At 42.0% G+C, this 22,414-nt stretch carries 20 protein-coding genes; 13 read left to right on the forward strand and 7 right to left on the reverse strand.

Annotated features, from left to right (window positions below; translation table 11 throughout):
- Window positions 1-20 precede the first annotated feature (20 nt).
- Window positions 21-629, reverse strand: coding sequence for a GTP cyclohydrolase II (gene ribA, locus A3EO_RS12845; protein WP_039152260.1), 609 nt, complete (start codon window positions 627-629; stop codon window positions 21-23).
- Window positions 630-832: 203 nt separating this feature from the next.
- On the opposite strand from ribA, the gene nagK reads away from it, so the two are divergent.
- The 5 genes from nagK to yfaE are packed head-to-tail and all read left to right on the forward strand — an operon-like array spanning window position 833 to window position 4,847.
- Window positions 833-1,750 (forward strand): N-acetylglucosamine kinase, encoded by a 918-nt coding sequence (gene nagK / locus A3EO_RS0108630; protein WP_018346830.1) that lies wholly within the window; start codon window positions 833-835, stop codon window positions 1,748-1,750.
- A gap of 23 nt (window positions 1,751-1,773) precedes the next feature.
- Window positions 1,774-2,421 (forward strand): hypothetical protein, encoded by a 648-nt coding sequence (locus tag A3EO_RS0108635; protein WP_018346831.1) that lies wholly within the window; start codon window positions 1,774-1,776, stop codon window positions 2,419-2,421.
- 13 nt (window positions 2,422-2,434) lie between these two features.
- A complete protein-coding gene (locus A3EO_RS0108640; RefSeq protein ID WP_018346832.1) occupies window positions 2,435-3,850 on the forward strand; it encodes a nicotinate phosphoribosyltransferase in 1,416 nt (471 codons plus the stop codon).
- Between the two features lie 11 nt (window positions 3,851-3,861).
- Entirely contained in the window at window positions 3,862-4,593 is a 732-nt protein-coding gene (locus A3EO_RS0108645) for a BUD32 family EKC/KEOPS complex subunit (protein ID WP_018346833.1), read from the forward strand.
- Window positions 4,590-4,847, forward strand: coding sequence for a class I ribonucleotide reductase maintenance protein YfaE (gene yfaE / locus A3EO_RS0108650; protein ID WP_013745525.1), 258 nt, complete (start codon window positions 4,590-4,592; stop codon window positions 4,845-4,847). Before A3EO_RS0108645 ends, yfaE begins: the two co-directional genes overlap by 4 nt.
- Window positions 4,848-4,984: 137 nt before the next feature.
- Here yfaE and A3EO_RS0108655 read toward each other — a convergent pair whose 3' ends face one another.
- Together A3EO_RS0108655 and A3EO_RS0108660 are read right to left on the reverse strand one after the other, a co-directional pair.
- The gene (locus A3EO_RS0108655; RefSeq protein ID WP_080638287.1) at window positions 4,985-6,652 is read right to left on the reverse strand and encodes a YadA-like family protein; all 1,668 of its coding nucleotides are present in this window, start codon (window positions 6,650-6,652) and stop codon (window positions 4,985-4,987) included.
- On the reverse strand, window positions 6,546-7,568 hold the full coding sequence (locus A3EO_RS0108660) for a hypothetical protein (protein ID WP_018346835.1): 1,023 nt from the start codon (window positions 7,566-7,568) through the stop codon (window positions 6,546-6,548). Before A3EO_RS0108660 ends, A3EO_RS0108655 begins: the two co-directional genes overlap by 107 nt.
- A 336-nt stretch (window positions 7,569-7,904) precedes the next feature.
- On the opposite strand from A3EO_RS0108660, the gene A3EO_RS0108670 reads away from it, so the two are divergent.
- Window positions 7,905-8,678, forward strand: a complete 774-nt coding sequence (locus A3EO_RS0108670) for a DeoR/GlpR family DNA-binding transcription regulator (protein WP_018346837.1) — start codon at window positions 7,905-7,907, stop codon at window positions 8,676-8,678.
- A 22-nt stretch (window positions 8,679-8,700) separates the two neighbouring features.
- Window positions 8,701-10,533: a glutamine--fructose-6-phosphate transaminase (isomerizing) gene (glmS, locus tag A3EO_RS0108675; protein WP_018346838.1), complete on the forward strand. Its 1,833-nt coding sequence runs from the start codon at window positions 8,701-8,703 to the stop codon at window positions 10,531-10,533.
- A gap of 85 nt (window positions 10,534-10,618) precedes the next feature.
- Here glmS and dapB read toward each other — a convergent pair whose 3' ends face one another.
- Genes dapB through A3EO_RS0108695 form a run of 4 tightly spaced genes read right to left on the reverse strand, consistent with a single transcriptional unit; the run spans window position 10,619 to window position 13,844 of the window.
- A complete protein-coding gene (dapB, locus tag A3EO_RS0108680; RefSeq protein ID WP_018346839.1) occupies window positions 10,619-11,431 on the reverse strand; it encodes a 4-hydroxy-tetrahydrodipicolinate reductase in 813 nt (270 codons plus the stop codon).
- A gap of 11 nt (window positions 11,432-11,442) precedes the next feature.
- A complete protein-coding gene (gene rlmM, locus A3EO_RS0108685; RefSeq protein ID WP_013745520.1) occupies window positions 11,443-12,534 on the reverse strand; it encodes a 23S rRNA (cytidine(2498)-2'-O)-methyltransferase RlmM in 1,092 nt (363 codons plus the stop codon).
- Window positions 12,535-12,561: 27 nt separating this feature from the next.
- Window positions 12,562-12,957 (reverse strand): DUF423 domain-containing protein, encoded by a 396-nt coding sequence (locus tag A3EO_RS0108690; protein ID WP_018346840.1) that lies wholly within the window; start codon window positions 12,955-12,957, stop codon window positions 12,562-12,564.
- The gene (locus A3EO_RS0108695) at window positions 12,957-13,844 is read right to left on the reverse strand and encodes a transcriptional regulator GcvA (protein WP_018346841.1); all 888 of its coding nucleotides are present in this window, start codon (window positions 13,842-13,844) and stop codon (window positions 12,957-12,959) included. Before A3EO_RS0108695 ends, A3EO_RS0108690 begins: the two co-directional genes overlap by 1 nt.
- 539 nt (window positions 13,845-14,383) lie before the next feature.
- Between A3EO_RS0108695 and argG the strand changes: the two genes are divergently transcribed.
- From argG to purH, 6 genes are all read left to right on the forward strand, one after another.
- Entirely contained in the window at window positions 14,384-15,715 is a 1,332-nt protein-coding gene (gene argG / locus A3EO_RS0108700) for an argininosuccinate synthase (protein WP_013745517.1), read from the forward strand.
- A 147-nt stretch (window positions 15,716-15,862) separates the two neighbouring features.
- Window positions 15,863-17,311 carry a replicative DNA helicase gene (dnaB, locus tag A3EO_RS0108705; RefSeq protein ID WP_018346842.1) on the forward strand — a complete coding sequence of 483 codons (1,449 nt, stop codon included), beginning with the start codon at window positions 15,863-15,865 and terminating at the stop codon, window positions 17,309-17,311.
- A gap of 17 nt (window positions 17,312-17,328) precedes the next feature.
- Window positions 17,329-18,402 (forward strand): alanine racemase, encoded by a 1,074-nt coding sequence (gene alr / locus A3EO_RS0108710; RefSeq protein ID WP_018346843.1) that lies wholly within the window; start codon window positions 17,329-17,331, stop codon window positions 18,400-18,402.
- A gap of 23 nt (window positions 18,403-18,425) precedes the next feature.
- The gene (gene pgi, locus A3EO_RS0108715; RefSeq protein WP_018346844.1) at window positions 18,426-20,072 is read left to right on the forward strand and encodes a glucose-6-phosphate isomerase; all 1,647 of its coding nucleotides are present in this window, start codon (window positions 18,426-18,428) and stop codon (window positions 20,070-20,072) included.
- Window positions 20,073-20,268: 196 nt separating this feature from the next.
- Window positions 20,269-20,667: a Z-ring associated ZapG family protein gene (locus A3EO_RS0108720; protein WP_013745512.1), complete on the forward strand. Its 399-nt coding sequence runs from the start codon at window positions 20,269-20,271 to the stop codon at window positions 20,665-20,667.
- A 142-nt stretch (window positions 20,668-20,809) separates the two neighbouring features.
- The gene (purH, locus tag A3EO_RS0108725; protein ID WP_018346845.1) at window positions 20,810-22,411 is read left to right on the forward strand and encodes a bifunctional phosphoribosylaminoimidazolecarboxamide formyltransferase/IMP cyclohydrolase; all 1,602 of its coding nucleotides are present in this window, start codon (window positions 20,810-20,812) and stop codon (window positions 22,409-22,411) included.
- The last annotated feature ends 3 nt before the right edge of the window (window positions 22,412-22,414 follow it).

The raw sequence follows: 22,414 nt of genomic DNA on the forward strand, positions 1-22,414 counted from the left end.
AAAAATTAATGCTCTTTATCTCACTGACAGTCGTGGGAATGCACAATCATATGCCCCATTTTCTGCTCTTTCACGGTTAAATAGTCCGTATTGTAACGATTTTCACCGACATTTAACGGCACACGTTCCACCACATTAATACCGGCACGTTTCATTGTTTCGATTTTTTGCGGATTATTGGTTAATAAGCGAATCTCTTTTACGCCCAACAATTCAAAAATTTCCGCGCAAACAGTGAAATCACGTTCATCTTCTTTAAAGCCCAATGCCAAATTGGCTTCAATGGTATCCATTCCCTGATCTTGTAAGGCATACGCACGGATTTTATTAATTAAACCGATGCCACGACCTTCGGCACGATGGTAAATTAAAACGCCTCTTCCTTCGTTGCTGATCTGCTTAAGTGCTGCCTGTAATTGAAAACCGCAGTCGCATTTCAAGCTATGCAAAGCATCACCGGTTAAACATTCTGAATGAATTCTGGTAAGTACCGGTTTGCCGTTGGCGATATCTCCCATCACTAAGGCAACGTGTTCTTTGTGTGTTTGTGGATGTTCAAAACCTATAATTTGAAAGATACCAAATTCAGTAGGTAGGTTTGCTTTTGCGACAAGCTCAATTTTTGCCATATTTTCCTCGCTGTTTTAATTTTTTCTGAAATGGTGTGTTTATCTGTTATAACTCAAAAAATGAAAGGCAGTCATTATATACATTCTTGTTCGTTTTTGTTGCGATTTTTAGTTATTGTTGCAGTTGTTTTTATGAATGTAGCAGGTTTATTACAAAATAGGCTATAATTCCAGTAATTTTTTCAACTTACGTAGGTATAAATATGTTATATGGGATCGATATTGGTGGTACAAAAATAGAATTGGCAGCATTTAATCAGCAACTGGAGCGGCTGTACAGTGAGCGCATCAATACGCCGCAAACCAGTTATGAAGATTGGCTGAATGCGGTGGTGCAACTAGTGAAAAAAGCGGATCAAAAATTTGGCTGCAAAGGCACTGTCGGCATTGGCGTACCCGGTTTTGTGCGCCGTGATACCGGCATTGCCGAAATCACCAACATTCGCGTTGCTGATAATCAACCGATTGTGCGTGATTTGGAACAGCGTTTACAGCGTGAAGTGCGCGTTGAAAATGATGCCAACTGTTTTGCCCTTTCGGAAGCGTGGGATGAAGAGAGCAAACAGTATTCAACCGTATTAGGCTTGATTATCGGCACCGGTTTCGGTGGCGGTTTGGTTTTTAACGGCAAAGTGCATTCCGGCAAAGTGGGAATGGCGGGAGAGGTCGGTCATATCCAATTAAATTATCACGCTTTAAAACTGCTTGGCTGGGATAACGCCCCGATTTACCGTTGTGGTTGCGGCAATATCGCCTGTTTAGATACCTATTTATCCGGACGCGGATTTGAACTGTTATATCACGATTTACTGCACGAAAAATTGTCGGCAAAAGAGATCATCCAACGTTTTTATCAAAATGACGCCAAAACAGTTGAATTTGTCGAGAAATTTATTGAATTAATGGCGATCAGCATTGGTAATTTGATTACCGTACTTGATCCGGATGCTATTTTCTTAGGAGGAGGCTTATCCAACTTTGACTATATCTATGAAGCCTTGCCGAAACGTCTGCCACAACATTTAATGCGCAGCGCGGTTGTGCCGGCAATCCGTAAAGCAAAATACGGTGATTCCGGCGGTGTGCGTGGTGCGGCAGCACTATTTTTGAGTCGAGATTAATCATAAACAATGGAGAAATCATAATGATGAAAAGCAAAAATCTATCACTATTATTAAGTGTGGCGTTTGCATTTGTGTTGTCGGCGTGTAGCCAGTTGGCACTTCCCGGCAAAGAAAAGCCGGCGCCGGTAGCAGAAAAAGTGGCAGAAAATGCCGAATTAAAAGCGATCAGCGACAGTGCAAAAAGTTTACCGAGTTTTATTTATCAGACCGCTAATCAAACTTATACCGCGTATTTCAGTGGTAAAAACATTGTTTATATTGATGTCAGCGGCAACAATGCAGAAAAAATCTATTTGAAAAACGGTCAAGTCATTGCGGTTGCTAACAAGGCAAAATTGTATGATTTCAAAGCTGCCAATGCAGATGCACAAGCCGTCAAAGCGAAGAAAAATGCTGAAGCGTGGGTGAAAAAATTGGGTTATAACTCAGCAGATAGAAATATCGGCGCGGTTCGTACCGGCGAAGAGGCAAAACTCAATTATCTCTGTATTGCCAAAGTGCAACAGGTTGCCGGCACCAAACGTGTATTACGCACTTCCGCTAACAGCGCCGGCAGCACTGAACGTTTAACCGCAAAAATGCGTTTGAACGGCAATCAGTTCTATCAAATGGATTGTGTTTTATCAGGTGATAGAGTGGCAGAATTAAGCTTGATCGCAAATAAATAGAGGCTGAATCGTAATGGATAAAAATATTATTTTGATGAGTGATTCATATAAATACTCTCATTCACGCCAATATCCACCACAAATGACTTATATGCATCACTACATTGAAAGTCGTGGCGGACGTTACGGTTATACCCAATTTTTCGGTTTACAGTATTATCTGAAAAAATACCTTTGCCAGCCGATCACACAAGCAATGATTGATGAAGCGGAACAAATTATGCGTTTGCACGGTTTGCCGTTTGATCGTGAAAATTGGCAATATATTTTGCAGCAGCATCAAGGTTATTTGCCGTTAAAAATCAGAGCAGTGCCGGAAGGCAGTTTGGTGAATAATCACAATGTGTTGCTTACCGTTGAGAACACTGACCCTCGTTGTGCGTGGTTGGTGAGTTTCTTTGAAACCTTGTTGTTAAAAGTTTGGTATCCGTGTACGGTTGCGACTTTATCCAACTCTTATCATCGCATTTGTCGCAAATTCCTGCAGGAAACTGCCGACAGCTTGGATGCCTTGCCGTTTATGTTGCACGATTTTGGTTATCGCGGTGTATCAAGTGAAGAGAGTGCGCAGCTTGGCGGTGCAGCACATCTGCTGAATTTCAAAGGTACGGATAACGTTGGGGCATTATTGATGTTGCGCCAATATTACCACGCAGAAATGGCAGGTTTCAGTGTGCCGGCAGCGGAACACAGCACCATCACTTCGTGGTCAAAAGCGCGCGAAGTAGAGGCTTACGAGCATTTATTGGACACTTATCAAAATTCTGTCATTTCCATTGTGGTTGACAGTTACGACTATTACAAAACCATTGAAGAGGTGTTCTGTGGCAAATTAGCGGAAAAAGTGAAACAGCGTAAATTTCCGCTCGTGCTTAGACCGGACAGCGGCGATGCGATTAGCAATGTGCTTTTTGCTTGCGAACGTTTGGAAAACACTTTTGGTGTTACCGTTAACAGCAAAGGTTACAAGGTGTTGAATAATGTCAAAGTGCTACAAGGCGACGGCATTAATGAAAACAGTGCTTGGGATTTGTTGAAAGCGTTAAAAGATAATCAATATTCAGTGGAAAATGTGATTTTGGGTTGCGGCGGTTCTTTATTGCAAGGCAATCTCACCACCAGCATCAATCGTGATACACACCGTTTTGCGATGAAATGCAGTTGCGTCATAACCGAAGGTAAATTGGTGGATGTTTATAAAGCACCGATTACCGACAAAGGCAAGGTGAGCAAAAAAGGGCGTTTGGATTTGATCTGGAACGGGGAAAAATATCAAACGATCAATATCGATCATCTGCCGTTAAATCAATATGCCGAAAACTCAATGATGCAGACCGTTTTTGAGAACGGAAAATTATTAGTGGATTGGTGTTTGGACGATATTCAGTATAATGCACAGAAAAATCAACCTAAAATCGAACAGCAGTAATTTGGTGGAGTATGCATTTTTCTGATTATGTGGAAAAGTTGGTCGCGGAAAACCCGAAAGAACGGGTTTTCCCTTTTCAATTTGAGGGCAAAAAATATTGGCTAAAACAGGTGGAGCGCACCAGTGGCGCAATGCGATTGTTGAAGCCTAATCCACAAGCAGCATTGGAACGTGAAATTAAAACATTGCAATATCTTAATCAACAACAGGCGGCGGTTGCCAAGCTGGTGTTGGTGCGTGAGCATTATTTTGTGATTGAAGATGTCGGGCAGTCGGTCAAACGTTATATTTATGACCGAAATATCGCCCCTGAATTTAAACAACGTTTATTGCACGATGCTGCGTTGGCGTTGGCAAATCTACATCAAAAAAAACTCTATCACGGCAGACCGGCGATTCGTGATATGGGTTGGTTGGAAGACGGCGTGCGTTTTATCGATTTTGAGTCGAAAGTGTTCAGCCATAATTTAAATAAACAACAGGCGCGTGACTTGCTGTTTTATATTCATAGTCTTTATGTCAGTGAAGAGATTTCCGATCAGGAAATTGAGCAAAGCATTGCGGTTTATCGCCAAAACGGTGGCGAGCAGCAGTGGCAATACACTTGTTGCTTGGTGCAGAAATACCGTTGGCTCTATTATCTGTTATTGCCGTTTACGCCAATTGCGAGAACGGATTTAATCGCCTTAATGAAACTGTTTAAATTTTTCTTGTATTATCAAAAGGATAAAAATAGACAATGAAAGTTTATCAGGTGCATTTGAAACAACGGCAACAGACATTGTTGCACGATAATCAAATCTCTTTATTGGAAAATCTGGAACAGCATCAGATTGCACACGAATATCAATGCCGCTCCGGTTATTGCGGTGCTTGTCGGGCGAAGATGCTGCAAGGTTCGGTGCGTTATCGCCAACCGCCATTGGCTTTTTTGCAACCGGATGAAATTCTGCTCTGTTGTTGTCAGTTGGAACAGGATATTGTGTTGGATTTATAGCGGATTGCCGCTTTCAGCAAAAATTCCTCTTCATTTCGTGTAAAAAATTTATCGCATAAAATCACATAAAAAGTACATAAAAATGGGGCGTTGTAATCTGCGCCCCATTGTTTTACGTCATTGCAATATCGGTTGAATTAGAATTCGTAACCCACACCGGCACCGACACCATATTTACCGTTGGAGTCACTGGTTCCGGAAAGTTTCAAAATCACATTGCCTTTTTCATTGGTATGCGATACCCCGATTGCCACCGCAGATTCACCGCCGTAGCTGCCTCCGGCAACTGCCACCATTGATTTACCGCTGTGCATAGCGTGCGGTAAATTGCCGACCGCAATCGCTGCTGCAGTACCGGCATCGGAATGTTTTTCCATTTTTTTCTTCATACGGTTAAGTTGGCTTACATTGACTGCATCGTGAGGTTGTACGCCGTCTGCAACGTTGCTGATACGATTGCCGCCGTTATCCAAACCACGAGAAGTTAAAGAAACCGGCGCTTGGTTGTTGCTGTTTACGCTGATGCCGCCGGCATTGACAGTGGTGTGTTGGCTGCCGTTGTTGACGCTAACACTTTCGGCACTGACTTTAGTCGATTGTTTGCCGTTATTAACAGTCACACTTTCGGCGTCCATTTTGGTGGATTTGCCGTTCTCGCCTTTGCTTAAGGTGACGCTTTCGGTGGTAATATCTTTGGCTAATCTTAATTTCAAGCCATCATCCGCTTTTTCTACGCCGATATTAGCGTTGTGAGATAAACCGGTTGCACCGCCTGTAATGTTTACAGTATCACCGCTTTTCACTTGCGTTGCTTCACCGACATCACCTTTCACGTTAAAATCAGTGCCGCCACCGCTATTGGTTGCGGAGATAACAAAGGTGTTATCTGCTCCCTCTTTTTTCTTGATAGAAACATTATCACCGGCTTCATATTTAGCAGCAGAGATTTTGTTGTTGTCATCAATAGTAATATTTTCTCCGGCTGTGTAGGTAGTATCTTTTGCCGAAATTTTGCCGTCTTTATCTATCGTAATATTATCGCCAGCGGTGTACTTCGTGTCAGTAGCAGAAATGTTACCGTTATCGATAGTGACATTCTCCCCTGGGGTATAGGTGGTGTCTTTGGCGGAAATGGTGATATGCGTTACACCCTCTTTTTCTTCGGTCTTAACAGTCACATTATCGCCTGCCTCAAAAGAATACGTAGCTGCATTACCTGTATTCGTATTGGCAGCCGTCACGGTTATCGTGCCATAGTCAGGTTTTGTTGAATCATCCTGTTTGGTAATGGTTACACCATCACCAGCCTTAATACCATTAAAGAGAGCACCTCGTAATTGACGAAGGTTAACTGCGTCTGTATCATGCGTTCCATCGGCTACATATTGAACTTGACGAATATAGGTTGCTGTTTGCGCGCCTTGTTTATTATAGAGCTTGCTACCAAAGGATACTGGGCCACGTAAAATATCGTTGTCCGCACCAGTTTTGCCATTACCGTTGACACTAAGCTTTGTTTCACTGTACGGTGCTTTTTCAACCTCAACAACATCTTCGGGCAAGGACTCTGATTCCATCCCCAGTGCTACGCCATAATCGGAAGAGGCTACTGACCATGCGCCGACTGCTACACCTTCCTTAGCTGCTACTTTTGCCCAATAGCCGACCGCAACCGCATCTTTAGCCAATGCCTTCGACTCACGACCTAACGCTACAGCTTGCTTTGCTTTTGCCTGTGAAAGCAATCCACCGGCCAATGCGGCTTCTTCCGTCGCTTCCGCCCCCCGGACCGATAGCTGTCGCATAATTCGCTGTTGCTTTAGCTATATATCCTATCGCTACCGGTGCCATGATGTTATTTTGTGTCATTGCATACTTCCAACCGAAATTTGACATAACGATGTTAGCCGTATGCTCTCCGCTGGCACCACCACCGGATTGCTCAATCAATTTTTCATAGCTGGCAATACCGACAGAATCAAACCACCATTTATACTCATTGAATAAAATAGGATCTACTTTATCCATTCGTTGGTATTCTGTTTGCGAAGCATCATAGACCCCAAATTTATTAGGAAAATGTTTTTGTAAATATTCCGCATAATGAAAAGACCCCGGTGTATACAGCGAATCGGCAAATGCCGTCGCTGCCTCCAGAGAATTGGCGGCAACCGCTCTCGAACCTAACGCAATAGACAATTCTCCCATGGCCACAGAATCAAGCCCCATCGCAATACTTTGCGCATTGGCTAAATTATTCTTACCAACTGTAATTGCCGCCGATGTCATCCCGGTCTGTTCTCGTTCCGTAGGTACTGTTCTGTTAAATACTCCAATACCTACACTACCATTACCGTACACTCTGTTCTGATAACCCATCCCCATACTTACTCCATTGCCAGGACTAAGCACTGTATTATCATTCCCAAAAGCATACGCCTGACCGGCATAGTCATTATTAATCCCATAAATAATCCCGCTATTACTTTGCGTACTAATATTCTTGTTTCTCTCACCTATCTGAGGTTCTTCAATCGTACCTGCCCGTACAGACACCGCCCCTATTTTGATCCCCTCACTACCGGAGTGTAACGTCGTGCCCCCAAAGAAAGAAGTAAACCAAGTCTTTTCTTCATCAGTTAATCCATCCGTGTTACCGCTTTCCACAACTTTCTTTAATACCGCCGCTTGGTCAACAGCCGCATTTGCCGTTAAGGGCAAAAGACTAATACCCCCCCCAAGAGAATTCCTGTTAAAACAATAAGTTGCGAACGTTTACGATAATAAGCGGCAACCTGATTTAATTTCATTTTGAACTCCTTATTTCCAACGAATTTAATAAATAGACACTTCATTTGACATCATAAAACCATACCGCTTTCTTGTTAAATTTTTAATTAAAGATCTGTTAACCAAATCACAAATTTTTCTTAAATTTACATTTAATCTTTTGCAAAAAGTGAAGAAATTTGCTGCTAAAACGAAATAGCATTTGTCAGCGTTTTTTTATTTTGCTATATTTCGCTTCGAAATTTAAAAGGAGCGATTCAAAACATAATGGCTACTAAAAGAAACACTAAACAACGCCGTCACGCCATTCTTAAATGCCTTGAAGAGCAAGGCGAAGTGACAGTTGAACAGCTTGTCAATCAATTTGAAACATCAGAAGTTACGATTCGTAAGGATCTGTCCGCATTGGAACAAAACGGCTTATTACTGCGCCGTTACGGCGGTGCGGTGTTAATGCCGGCAGAGGTGTTGGCGGAAGAGGAGATTGAAGCGCTTTCACCGCAGAAAGTGGCTATTGCCAAAATTGCCGCCGCCCAAATTCGTGATCACAACCGCATTATTATCGACACCGGTAGCACCACTTCCGCATTAATCAGCCAGCTGAATAAAAAACAGGGCTTGGTGGTGATGACCAATTCGTTAAGCGTTGCCGCTGAATTGCGCCAGTTGGAGAATGAACCGACTTTATTAATGACCGGCGGCACTTGGGATGCCTCGTCCGATTCATTTCAGGGCAAAGTGGCGGAGCAGGTGCTTCGTTCCTATGATTTTGACCAATTATTTATCGGTGCGGACGGCATTGATTTGCAGCGTGGCACGACAACCTTTAATGAATTGGTCGGTTTGAGTCGTGTTATGGCGGAGGTTTCACGTGAAGTGATTGTGATGGTGGAATCGCAAAAAATCGGACGTAAAATGCCAAATTTGGAACTGACTTGGCAACAGATTAACTGTTTGATCACCGATGATCATATTGATGCGGCGGTTAAACAACAGATTGAAAATCTTGGTGTAGACGTGCTTATTGCCGCTACAAACTAATTTATTGAAAAAGGAAAAAATTATGTGTGGAATTGTTGGTGCAGTCGCACAACGTGATGTTGCAGAAATTTTAATTCAAGGCTTACACCGTTTAGAGTATCGTGGTTACGATTCCGCTGGTGTGGCAGTGGTGGATGCTAACCATAACTTACAACGTGTTCGCCGAGTTGGTAAAGTGAAAGCGTTGGATGAAGCGGTGGAAAAACAGCCGTTAATCGGTGGTACAGGGATTGCACATACACGTTGGGCAACGCACGGTGAACCGTCTGAAATCAATGCGCATCCGCATATGTCGGGTGATATTGCGGTGGTGCATAACGGTATTATCGAAAATTATCAAGAGCTTAAAGCAGAATTACAACAACGTGGCTATCAATTTGTTTCACAAACCGACACCGAAGTGATTGCGCATTTGGTGCATTGGGAATTTGATCACTGCCACGATTTGTTAAAAGCAGTGCAACAAGCGGTAACGCAATTAACCGGTGCTTATGGTATGGTGGTGATGCACCGCCAACAACCGGAACATTTAATTGCCGCCCGTTCCGGCAGCCCATTGGTTATCGGTTATGGCGTCGGTGAAAACTTCCTTGCTTCCGACCAGTTGGCACTGTTAAACGTGACTCGCCGTTTCAGTTTCTTGGAAGAGGGCGATGTGGCGGAAATTACGCGTCGCAGCGTCACCATTTATAACCGTTTAGGCGAAAAAGTGGAACGTCCGATTTCAGAATCAAATTTAGAACAGGATGCAGCGGATAAAGGGCAATTCCGTCACTTTATGCAGAAAGAGATTTTTGAACAGCCGACCGCGATTATTAATACGTTGGAAGGTCGTATTGCGCACGACAGCGTGATTGTCGAAAGTATCGGCAGCAAAGCCAAATCTATTTTGGAAAATGTCAAACACGTGCAGATTGTGGCGTGCGGTACCTCCTACAATTCAGGAATGGTCGCGCGTTACTGGTTTGAAGCATTGGCAGGTGTGAGTTGTGATGTGGAAATTGCTTCCGAATTCCGTTATCGCAAATTTGTTACACGTCCGAACAGCCTGTTATTAACGCTTTCTCAATCCGGTGAAACCGCTGATACTTTGGCAGCATTACGTTTGGCAAAAGAGAAAGGTTATATGGCGGCGATGACCATTTGTAATGTTGCCGGTTCATCGTTGGTGCGTGAGTCCGATTTAGCGTTTATGACGCGTGCCGGTGTGGAAATCGGTGTGGCTTCAACCAAAGCCTTTACCACACAATTGGTGTCAATGTTGATGTTGGTGGTGGCGATTGGTAAATTGAACGGCAGCATTTCGCCGGAAAAAGAGAAAGAGATCGTGCAAGCATTGCACACTGTGCCGACCGACATTGAAAAAGCGTTGGTGTTCGATAAACAGATCGAAAAATTGGCAGAAGATTTTGCAGAAAAACATAACGCGTTGTTCTTAGGGCGTGGTGAATTTTATCCAATCGCAATGGAAGCGGCATTGAAATTAAAAGAAATTTCTTATATTCACGCAGAAGCCTATGCCGCCGGTGAATTGAAACACGGGCCGTTGGCATTGATTGATGCCGATATGCCGGTGATTGTGGTGGCACCGAACAATGATTTGTTGGAAAAAGTGAAATCTAACATTGAAGAAGTGCGTGCCAGAGGCGGTCAATTATATGTGTTTGCTGATGCGGAAGCCGGTTTCCAAGACAGTGATAATATGAAAATTATTACAATGCCGAAAGTGAATGAAATCACCGCACCGATTTATTACACCGTGCCGATGCAGTTGCTCTCCTATTATGTGGCGATTATTAAAGGTACGGATGTTGACCAACCTAGAAATTTAGCGAAAGCGGTAACGGTTGAGTAAGTTAAAAGCAAATTGGAGCAAAATAAGAATGGTGAATAGCGTTTGCTTTTCACCATTTTTTATTTCAAGATTTGGGTTTCGTAGATTAAAGATTATTCAAGTCAAGAACATCGGTCATATCGAACAGACCTTTGTCGTGATTAGCCAACCATTTGGCAGCACGCACCGCACCGTTGGCGAAAGTCATCCGGCTGGAGGCTTTGTGTGCAATTTCAACACGTTCACCTTCATCGGCAAACCAAACGGTATGTTCACCGACAACATCACCGGCACGAATAGTGGCAAAACCGATTTGATCCTGTTTACGTTCGCCGGTAATGCCTTCACGAGCATAAACGGCGTGATCTTTTAAGTTTTTTCCCATTGCTTTGGCAATGTGTTCACCCATTGATAATGCTGTGCCGGAAGGTGCATCCACTTTATGGCGGTGGTGAGCTTCGATAATTTCGATATCGCAATAATCGCCCATCACTTTGGCTGCTTTTTCCAACAGTTTGAACACAAGGTTTACGCCGACACTGTAATTTGAAGCAAAGACAATGCCGATTTTTTCGGCAGCTTGTTTAATTGCCTGTTTTCCCTGTTCATCAAAACCGGTAGTACCAATAACCATTTTTTTATTATTGGCACTACAGAAAGCTAAATGCGCCAATGTGCCTTCCGGACGAGTGAAATCGATTAAAAGATCAAAATTATCTGCCTGCTGTGCCAAATTATCGGAAATGGCAATGCCGTTATGTCCGATACCGGCAAGCTCGCCGGCATCGCTGCCGACCAAGCTTGAACCTTCTCTTTCAAATGCGGCAGTGAGCTGCACTCCGTCCGCTTTGCTGATGGCTTGAATTAGTTGGCGCCCCATACGACCGCCGGCGCCGACAACGGCAATTCTTAAACTCATAAATTCCTCAATTAATTGTTGGTTAAATAGATATGTACTGTGATCTCCTCACGATCGTGATATAGATGTTTTGCGTGAAGTTTGTAATCCAAGCCTTCATCCAGCAATTTTTGCTCAATCAGGAAGATACATTTTTGTACTTCTTCATAGCGTTTTTTCATCGGTAATTTGAGGTTAAAAATGGTTTCACTGCACCAGCCTCTGGTTAGCCATTTAGCGATAAGCTCGGCAATACGAATCGGTTGTTCGACCATATCGCAAACCAACCAGTCAATATGGTGATCGACAGGCGGTTCAAATTTGAAGCCGTCTTCGGAGCAGTGTTCAACACGACCGCTTTCCATTAAGCTTTCATCAATTTTACCGTGATCAACCGCGTAGACGAAAAGCCCACGGCGCACAAGTTGATAGGTCCAACCACCCGGACAAGCGCCTAAATCAACCGCATAATGATGTTCGGTTAAACGTGCAGATTGCTCTTTCGGTGTGAGGAATGTTTTAATCGCTTCTTCCAGTTTTAAGGTAGAGCGACTCGGTGCGGAACGTGGCGAACGCAAGCGTTTAATTCCCATAAAATCCGGAGAGTGGTTGTTGTTGTAAGAGTAACCGAGATAGCAATTTTCGGCATCGGTAAAGAAAAGATGAAGCGTAATGTTTTCCCAACGTTTGGCAGTGTCGATATTGAAATAGCCTAACGTTTTCATTTTTTGGCGCAACGGCACCGTAAATTTGCGGCAGAACGTGAGCAGTTCTTTGGCTTTATTGGTATCCGCAGTTTCCACCCAAAGATCAGTAAATTGTTCCAACTTCAATGAAGATTCTTTCAACGTTTTGATAATTGGTGTGATTCGATCGGAATTCTCCGCGAAATTCATCTTCTGAACAACCGCGAACCATTGACGACAGAAAATCAACGAATGGAACGGAAGTTCTGTTATTAATGCTTGTACATCTTCTTTGCTGTTACATTCAAAGATAACAAACGCACTCTTATCTTCTGTTTTGGCAAAGCCATAAACACCCAAATTAGCCGCTTTATCAGTGATTTCCGCAGCCAATTCTTTTTCAAAACCGGCACGGCAATAGAGGATGATTTGATTCATAGCACTTTCCTGTAAGTTAGAACGATGTTATTTACTAAAAGGATAACGTATCCCGGTATAGATTAAATTACCCCATCCCAATAAAAAGCAGAGACCGCCGAACGGCGTAAGATGCGCTAAACTTTTATTACCAGTAATAGCTAAACAATATAAGCTAAAACAGAATAATACAATACCACAAAGCCAACAATAACCGCTAAAAGCAATTTTTTTAGTTAATTTTTTATCATTAGACGGCAATAATGAGAATATAGCAATGCAGAACAATGCCAATGTATGAAAAACTTGGTAATCCCAACCAATCTCCAGCCAGAGTAGTGCCTGTTCGGAAAGTTGTTCACTTAATACGTGAGATGAAAATGCACCGAAAGCAACACAAAAAAAGCCGTTGAGTGCGGTGAAAATTAAAAAACGTTTAAACATTATTTTTCTTGCCCCATTACTGAAATCAACCAATCACGAAATGCTGTTACTTTATCATCATTTTCACGATCCGGGTGATAAACCACATAAAATGATTTCGGATCTTGAAGTTGTAAATGCAACACTTCCTGAAGATTGCCTTGCTGAAGTTCTTGCTCCGCTAATAGTTCATTGGCTAAAACAACACCTTGTTCGTGAATCGCCGCTTGCAACGCCATAAAGGTGTGGCTGAATACCGGATTATGCTGCAGATCGATATTTTCTAATTTTAGTGCTTTCAATGCCATCTGCCAGTTATCGCGGTTATGTACGTGCAGCAACGTGTGCTGTCGCAAATCTTCAGCGTGATGAATCGGATGAGCGTGGAGCAGTTCCGGCGAGGCGAGAATCAGTAGTCGAGCCTCTTTCAAGCGTTTTACGGTTAAGCTGTTCCAATCACCTTTACCGTAATAAACGGCAATATCGACTTCCTGCGTCAATAAACCTTCATCCTGATCAACACCGTTAATGCGGACATCAATATTGGGATAGCGTTGATTAAATTCGCTAAGACGAGGAACCAACCATTGCATCCCGAATGTTTGCGGAATATTGATCGAGATCACGTTTTGTTCTTTATTTCGGGTAAGGCGTTCGGTCGCGTCAATTAATTTTTTTAATATGTTGGCAACGTCAAAAAAATAAATTTTGCCTGCTTCAGTGAGTTCAAGTGTACGATTTTTGCGCAAAAAAAGCGCAACACCTAAAAAATCTTCTAAAATTTTTATTTGATGACTAATGGCTGCTTGAGTCACAAACAGCTCTTCTGCGGCTTTAGTGAAACTTAAATGTCTGGCGGCAGCGTCAAAGGCTTTCAGAGCATTTAAGGGAGGCAAACGTTTAACCATAATTTCGTATCCATTATAAAAACTTTTCGTTAGTATCTATTTCATTTGTTATTAGTTTTTTTTATGCTAAAGATAAAAAAAAATTGTTTGTCTATTGTCAGGTTGACCCCTAGAATGGCGCCATACTTAATGATTGGTCATTCCTTACTAGTTAATGAGTTTCAGATTCTTAAGTATGATGTTGTGTTTGCATATTAGTCTAGATTTTCTAGACTGAGTAACTGAGAAGTTACTCATTTCACTTCCTGTATATTTTTATAAACTCTATTTAGTTTATATGCCACTTAAACTTTTAAGTGGCATTTTTTTCGCCCGGATTTTAGCATAGCCGGATTATCTTCTCTAGAATGATTTTTCTTGAATCGCACAGCTTTCGCTTAAAAAGATATTTTTATGCAAATAAATGAATTTTTATGCATATTTGTTGCATTTTTATTTTTAAATTTTATAGACAGTTGTTTGATTTTAGGGAATAATACCGACTCGGTAAATGTTCGTTTTATCACACTATCAAACACATCTCATTAATAGGAATTAATATGTCAACAACAATTCTTGAATCACTTCCAGTGGGCCAAAAGGTCGGTATTGCTTTCTCCGGTGGATTAGATACTAGCGCAGCATTGCTTTGGATGCGTCAAAAAGGTGCAGTGCCTTATGCTTATACCGCAAATTTAGGACAACCTGATGAAGATGACTACGATGCCATTCCGCGTAAAGCGAAAGAATATGGTGCAGAAAATGCTCGTTTAATCGATTGTCGTAGCCAATTGGCAAATGAAGGTATTGCGGCAATTCAGTGCGGCGCATTCCATATCAGTACCGGTGGCGTGACCTATTTCAACACTACTCCGCTTGGTCGTGCGGTAACAGGTACAATGTTAGTTACTGCAATGAAAGAGGATGATGTCAATATCTGGGGTGACGGCAGTACCTTTAAAGGTAATGATATTGAACGCTTCTACCGTTATGGTTTATTGACCAATCCAAAATTGAAAATTTATAAACCTTGGTTGGATCAACAATTTATTAATGAACTCGGCGGTCGTCACGAAATGTCCGAATTCTTAATTGCAAACGGCTTTAATTACAAAATGTCGGTTGAAAAAGCCTACTCTACCGACTCCAATATGCTCGGTGCAACTCACGAAGCGAAAGATTTGGAATTTTTGAACAGCGGTATTCGTATCGTAAATCCGATTATGGGTGTTGCTTTCTGGAAAGATGACGTTGCAATTAAAGCAGAAGAAGTGACCGTGCGTTTTGAAGAGGGTGTTCCTGTGGCGTTAAACGGTAAAACTTTTGCGAATGCGGTTGATCTGTTCTTGGAAGCGAACCGTATCGGTGGTCGTCACGGTTTAGGAATGTCGGATCAAATTGAAAACCGTATTATCGAGGCGAAAAGTCGCGGTATTTATGAAGCTCCGGGAATGGCGTTGTTACATATCGCTTACGAACGTTTGGTTACCGGTATTCATAATGAAGATACTATCGAACAGTATCGTATCAACGGTTTACGTTTAGGTCGCTTGCTTTATCAAGGTCGCTGGTTCGATCCGCAAGCATTAATGTTGAGAGAAACTGCACAGCGTTGGGTGGCTCGTGCCATTACCGGTGAGGTAACACTTGAATTGCGTCGTGGTAATGATTACTCAATTCTTAACACTGAATCACCAAACTTGACTTATCAGCCTGAACGTTTAAGTATGGAAAAAATTGAAAATGCACCGTTTGATCCGAAAGATCGTATCGGTCAATTAACAATGCGTAATTTGGATATTACTGATACACGTGACAAGCTCGGCATCTACACCGAAACCGGTTTGTTATTGAATAACTCTGCATTCCCTCAATTAGGTAAAAAAGAGTAATTCTTTTCCTCTTCTGCAAACCGCTAAAAATCGTTAAGGTTTTTAGCGGTTTATCTTTTTCAGCACGTTTTTGCGCTATTTTTGATCCACGCTTTGGCGTTATTTTTGCTATACTTCTGCCCTTAGTATAGTTAAATGGTGAATAGTATGGCGTGGACTCCGACTCGAACATCTCAGCTTAAAAATTCAACGACAACATCAGCAAAAAATAATAAAGATTTAGAACAATTTACGCCGCCGCACTCATTGGAAGCGGAACAGTCGGTGTTGGGGGCGTTACTGTTGGATAACGCTTTGTGGGACAGCGTTGCCGAAGCGGTAATTGCTCAAGATTTCTACACTTATGCCCATCGTATTATCTTCCAAGAGATTGAAGCCTTGTTGAGTTATGGTAAACCGGCGGATTTAATCACGTTGGAGCAGGCATTAAATAGTAAAAATTTAGGAGATTCGGTCGGTGGTTTTTCCTACTTGGTTGAGTTATCGCAAAAAACGCCGAACAGCGCCAATGCTTTGGCATATGCCAATATTATTCGTGAAAAAGCGATTTTGCGTGAGTTGATTGCTGCCAGCAATACCATCTCTGAAAACTGTTATTCCACTAACGGGCAGGATGTGAAAGACATTCTGGATACCGCCGAAAGTAAGATTTTGCAGATTTCCGAACAGCGAATGGTTGGTACGGAAAGCGGACCGCAGAATGTGAATAAAATCCTCAAAGATACCGTTAATAAAATTGAGTTGTTGGCACAAAATCCGAATGGCGGCGTGACCGGAATTTCCACCGGCTTTACTGATTTGGATAAAAAAACGGCAGGTTTACAACCCGGAGATTTGATTATTGTGGCGGCACGTCCTTCAATGGGAAAAACGACTTTCGCGATGAATTTGTGTGAAAATGCGGCATTACCGGCGGATCAGAATAAAGCGGTGTTGATCTTTAGCTTGGAAATGCCGGCGGAACAGTTAATGATGAGGATGCTAGCGTCATTGGCAAGGGTGGATCAAACCAAATTGCGTACCGGTCAGATCGAATTTGACGGTGCGGAAGGCGATGCGTTGGCAAGTTGCATCGGAATGCTGAAACAGAAGCAGAATATTTATATTGATGACACTTCCGGTTTGACCCCGACAGAACTGCGTTCGCGTGCCAGACGTATTCATCGAGAAAGTCCGAACGGTTTGGCATTGATTATGGTCGACTATTTGCAGTTAATGCGAGTGCCGGGTTATGCCGAAAACAGAACATTGGAAATTGCAGAAATTTCACGTTCATTAAAAGCATTAGCTAAAGAGTTGAAAGTGCCGGTGATCGCATTGTCACAGCTAAACCGAAGTTTGGAACAACGTGCCGATAAACGTCCGGTCAATTCGGATTTGCGTGAATCAGGTGCGATTGAGCAGGATGCGGACTTGATTATGTTTATTTATCGAGATGAGGTTTATAATCCTAATTCCGAATTTAAAGGTACGGCAGAGATTATTATCGGTAAACAGCGTAACGGGCCAATCGGTAGCGTACGGTTAGCCTTCCAAGGTAATTTCTCGAAATTTACTAATCTTCAGTATGATTCAGGCTATGAAGATCATTATTAATTAACAAAGGCAGTTATATGAAAGCAGCAACGGCAAAGATTAGCTCTCTTGCCCTTAAACATAATATAGAAAAAATTCATTCGCTTGCGCCGAACAGTAAAATTATTGCGGTGGTGAAAGCGAATGCTTACGGACACGGTGTTGAGTTTGTTTCTCAGACTGTACAAGACAATGTAGATTGTTTCGGTGTCGCACGCTTAGGTGAAGCGTTGCGTTTGCGCTCCAATGGAATTACCAAGCCTATCTTGTTATTAGAAGGCTTTTTTTCCGCCTCCGATTTGCCGATTTTGTCGGTTAATAATTTGGAAACAGTGGTACATTGTGATGAGCAGTTGGAAGCATTATTAGCGGCTAAATTACCGAACCCGATCAATGTTTGGATTAAAATTGATACCGGAATGCATCGTTTAGGTGTGCAGCTGGATGAAGTCGATCGTTATTATCAAGCGTTATCCGCTTCGCAAAATGTTAATCAAATCCGCTTTATCAGCCATTTCAGTCGAGCCGATGAGTTGGACAGCGATTACACCTTAAAACAGCTGGATCGTTTCCTAACCGCTTGCGCCGGTAAAGTGGGAGAGAAAAGTATTGCTGCGTCAGGTGGTATCTTGTTCTGGAAAGATTCCCATCTGGATTGGATTCGTCCGGGCATTATTATGTACGGCATTTCCGCCAATAACACCCCGAGCAGTGCTTATGATTTAATTCCGGTGATGACGTTAACCTCATCATTGATTGCCGTGCGTAATCATAAAAAAGGCGAGCCGGTCGGCTATGGCGGTCGTTGGGTAAGCGAAAAAGATACTAAAATTGGCGTGGTGGCAATCGGTTATGGCGACGGTTACCCACGTGATGTGCCAACAGGAACGCCTGTTTATATTAACGGCAGACGTGTGCCTATCGTTGGCAAAGTTTCAATGGATATGTTAACGGTTGATCTCGGTGCGGACGCACAGGACAAGGTCGGAGATGAAGTCATTTTATGGGGTAAAGAATTGCCGATAGAAGAAATAGCTGAAATTATTGGTGTAATCAGTTATGAATTAGTAACGAAACTTACTCCGCGAGTATTAGTAGAATATATTGATTAATTTTTAATTAAGGGAAATTATGTATGAAAAATATTAATCCAACTTCAACAAAAGCGTGGCAAGCATTGTTGCAACATCAAAAAGCACAAAAAGATGTCACTATTCAGCAATTGTTTGCACAGCAACCGGATCGTTTTGATCGTTATTCATTAAAATTCAATGATGATATTTTAGTCGATTTTTCTAAGAACCGTTTCACTGATGAAACTTTAACTTTATTGCGCCAACTTATTGATGAAACTGCTGTTAAAGACGCAATTGAAAGTATGTTCAACGGTGAAAAGATCAACCGTACTGAAAATCGTGCGGTGTTGCATACTGCATTGCGTAACCGTAGCAATACACCGGTTTATGTGGATGGCAAAGATGTGATGCCGGAGGTAAATGCGGTATTGGCAAAAATGAAATCTTTCTGTGAGCGTGTGATTTCCGGAGAATGGAAAGGTTATAGCGGTAAAGCGATCACTGATGTGATTAATATCGGGATCGGCGGTTCAGATTTAGGGCCTTATATGGTTACTGAAGCGTTAAGACCATATAAAAATCACCTTACAATGCACTTTGTTTCCAATGTTGACGGCACTCATATTGCTGAAACATTGAAGAAAGTTGATCCGGAAACCACGTTAGTGTTGGTGGCATCAAAAACCTTTACCACACAGGAAACAATGACCAACGCACATTCGGCGCGTGAATGGTTTTTGGCAAAAGCGAAAGATGAAGCGCATATCGCAAAACATTTCGCAGCATTATCGACCAATGCAAAAGCGGTAGCGGAATTTGGTATTGATACCGACAATATGTTTGAGTTCTGGGATTGGGTTGGCGGACGTTATTCTCTCTGGTCTGCCATCGGTTTATCGATCGCACTTTCTATCGGTTTTGATAATTTTGAAGCGTTATTAAGCGGCGCACACGAAATGGATAAACATTTCAGAAATACAGCGGTAGAGAAAAATATTCCAATGACATTAGCGTTAATCGGTTTATGGAATACTAATTTCTTAGGCGCGCAGACAGAGGCGATCTTGCCATATGATCAGTATATGCACCGCTTTGCTGCCTATTTCCAACAAGGCAATATGGAATCTAACGGTAAATATGTCGATCGCAACGGCAATCCGGTCGATTATCAAACCGGCCCGATTATTTGGGGTGAGCCGGGAACCAACGGCCAACACGCGTTTTATCAATTAATTCACCAAGGAACAACTTTGATCCCTTGTGATTTTATTGCACCGGCAAAAACACATAATCCGTTAGGCGATCATCATCTTAAATTGCTTTCTAACTTCTTTGCACAAACCGAAGCCTTGGCTTTTGGTAAAACAAAAGAAGAAGTGGAAGCGGAATTTGTGAAAGCGGGTAAAAACCTTGCAGATGTACAGCACATCGTGCCGTTTAAAGTCTTTACCGGCAACAAACCGACAAACTCTATTTTGGTGAGTGAAATTACACCATTTACATTAGGTGCATTGATTGCGATGTATGAACACAAAATCTTTGTACAAGGTGTTATCTTTAATATCTTCACTTTCGACCAATGGGGTGTGGAATTAGGTAAACAGTTGGCAAACCGTATTCTTCCGGAATTGGTGGGCAATGAAAAAGTGTCTTCCCACGACAGTTCAACCAACGGCTTAATTAATCAATACAAAGCGTGGCGTTAATATAGTCAGGCAGATTGAAGATTCGGGAAAAGCTTCGTCAATTAGGCGAAGCTTTTTTATGATTGGATAATGGCGATACAATTAAATAAAAATTTTGTGAACTACAACAAATAATTGAAGATTGCTGCAAGACAAATTATGGTGAAGACATTATGATTAGAACATTGTTAATCATCGCTGCTATTAAGGAGTTTGTATGCAAAACTGGAGTGAAGAAATGTGGCACATTTTGTTAATTGGTTTGATTGCCGGCTTTTTTATTGGTTATTTGGTGGCTCGTTTTACCAACGGTAGCGTACGCAAACAAAAACAGGTCGAGCAACAGCTGCAACAAGCGAATGAAACCATCGCTGAACAAAAACAACAGCTTGAACAGCATTTCACTGAAGCGTCTGATTTAATGAAAAATTTAGCGCAAGATTATCACAAGTTGTATCAACATTTTGCGGCGACTTCTACCGCGTTGTTACCAAATTTGGATAAGGCGGTATTTACAGCAGTTGAAGAGGAGTCTTCAGTAAAAAATCTCAATCTCAAGGAACAACCGAAAGATTACTCTGAAGGTTCATCCGGTCTTTTTAAGCAAGAAAGTTAAATTTTTGCTTTAGTCATTTTAAAGTTTAGGTTTGCTTTTTTTAAGGAAAACCTAAACTTTTAATTTATAAAAGCAAACGTTTGCTTTATACTTATGTCCTCAAAAAATCTCATCTTTTTAATCATTAACAAAGGAAAAAATGATGCAACAACAACGTCCTATTCAACGTGCGTTAATTAGTGTTTCGGATAAAACCGGTATTGTCGAATTTGCCAAAGGTTTGATTGATCGTGGCGTACAAATTTTATCAACAGGCGGTACAGCAAAATTATTAGAAAAAAACGGTTTGGCAGTGACGGAAGTTTCTGATTATACACAGTTTCCTGAAATGATGGATGGACGTGTTAAAACGTTACATCCAAAGGTTCACGGCGGTATTTTAGGGCGTCGCGGCATTGATGATGAAGTGATGGCGCAACATCAAATTGATCCGATTGATATGGTGGTGGTTAATTTATATCCATTTGCACAAACGGTTGCCAGAGCGGACTGCACTTTAGAGTTAGCAGTAGAAAATATTGATATTGGTGGGCCTACAATGGTGCGTTCTGCCGCGAAGAATCATAAAGATGTTGCGATAGTTGTGAATAATAGCGATTTTGATGCGATCTTGGCGGAAATGGATCAAAATCAAAATAGTTTAACGTTTGAAACTCGTTTTGATTTAGCGATTAAAGCATTTGAACATACCGCACAATATGATGCGATGATTGCAAATTATTTTGGTCGTTTAGTCAAACCTTACCAAGCTGCAGATGAACAGGAATTAGCAGAACCTTGTGGGCAGTTTCCTCGCACATTAAATCTTAACTTTATTCGTAAACAAACAATGCGCTACGGCGAAAACTCACACCAAAATGCTGCATTTTATGTTGAAAAAGAGCTAAAAGAAGCCAGTGTGGCAACAGCAAAACAGTTACAAGGAAAAGCGCTTTCTTATAACAATATTGCCGACACTGATGCCGCATTGGAATGTGTGAAAGAGTTTTCAGAGCCGGCTTGTGTGATTGTAAAACACGCTAACCCTTGTGGTGTGGCATTGGGTAAAGATATTTTAGAAGCTTATAACCGTGCTTATCAAACCGATCCGACTTCCGCATTTGGCGGCATTATTGCCTTTAACCGTGAACTTGATGCGGAAACTGCAAAAGCCATTATTGATCGCCAATTTGTTGAAGTTATTATTGCGCCGTCTGTTTCTGAAGAAGCGAAAGCGGTGGTTCACGCTAAGAAAAATGTACGTGTGCTTGAATGTGGTCAATGGCAACAGCGTCAACCACGTTTGGATTTCAAACGAGTGAATGGCGGCTTATTGGTGCAAGAAGCCGATCTTGGAATGGTTGGTTTGGATGATTTGAAAGTGGTCAGCAAACGTCAACCAACAAAAGAAGAGCTACAGGATCTCTTATTCTGTTGGAAAGTAGCTAAATATGTGAAATCAAATGCGATTGTTTATGCGAAGAATAATCAAACAATTGGTATTGGGGCTGGTCAAATGAGCCGTGTTTATTCTGCAAAAATAGCTGGCATTAAAGCAGAAGATGAAGGGTTGGAAGTGAAAGGCACAGTAATGGCTTCTGATGCGTTCTTCCCATTCCGTGATGGCATCGATGCGGCAGCGAAAGTAGGTGTGACTTGTGTTATTCATCCGGGCGGTTCAATCCGTGATCAGGAAGTCATTGATGCAGCGGATGAACACAATATGGTGATGGTGTTAACCGGTATGCGTCATTTCAGACACTAATTC

Origin of the sequence: Gallibacterium anatis DSM 16844 = F 149, assembly GCF_000379785.1 — a bacterium.
Classification (GTDB): Bacteria; Pseudomonadota; Gammaproteobacteria; order Enterobacterales; family Pasteurellaceae; genus Gallibacterium; species Gallibacterium anatis.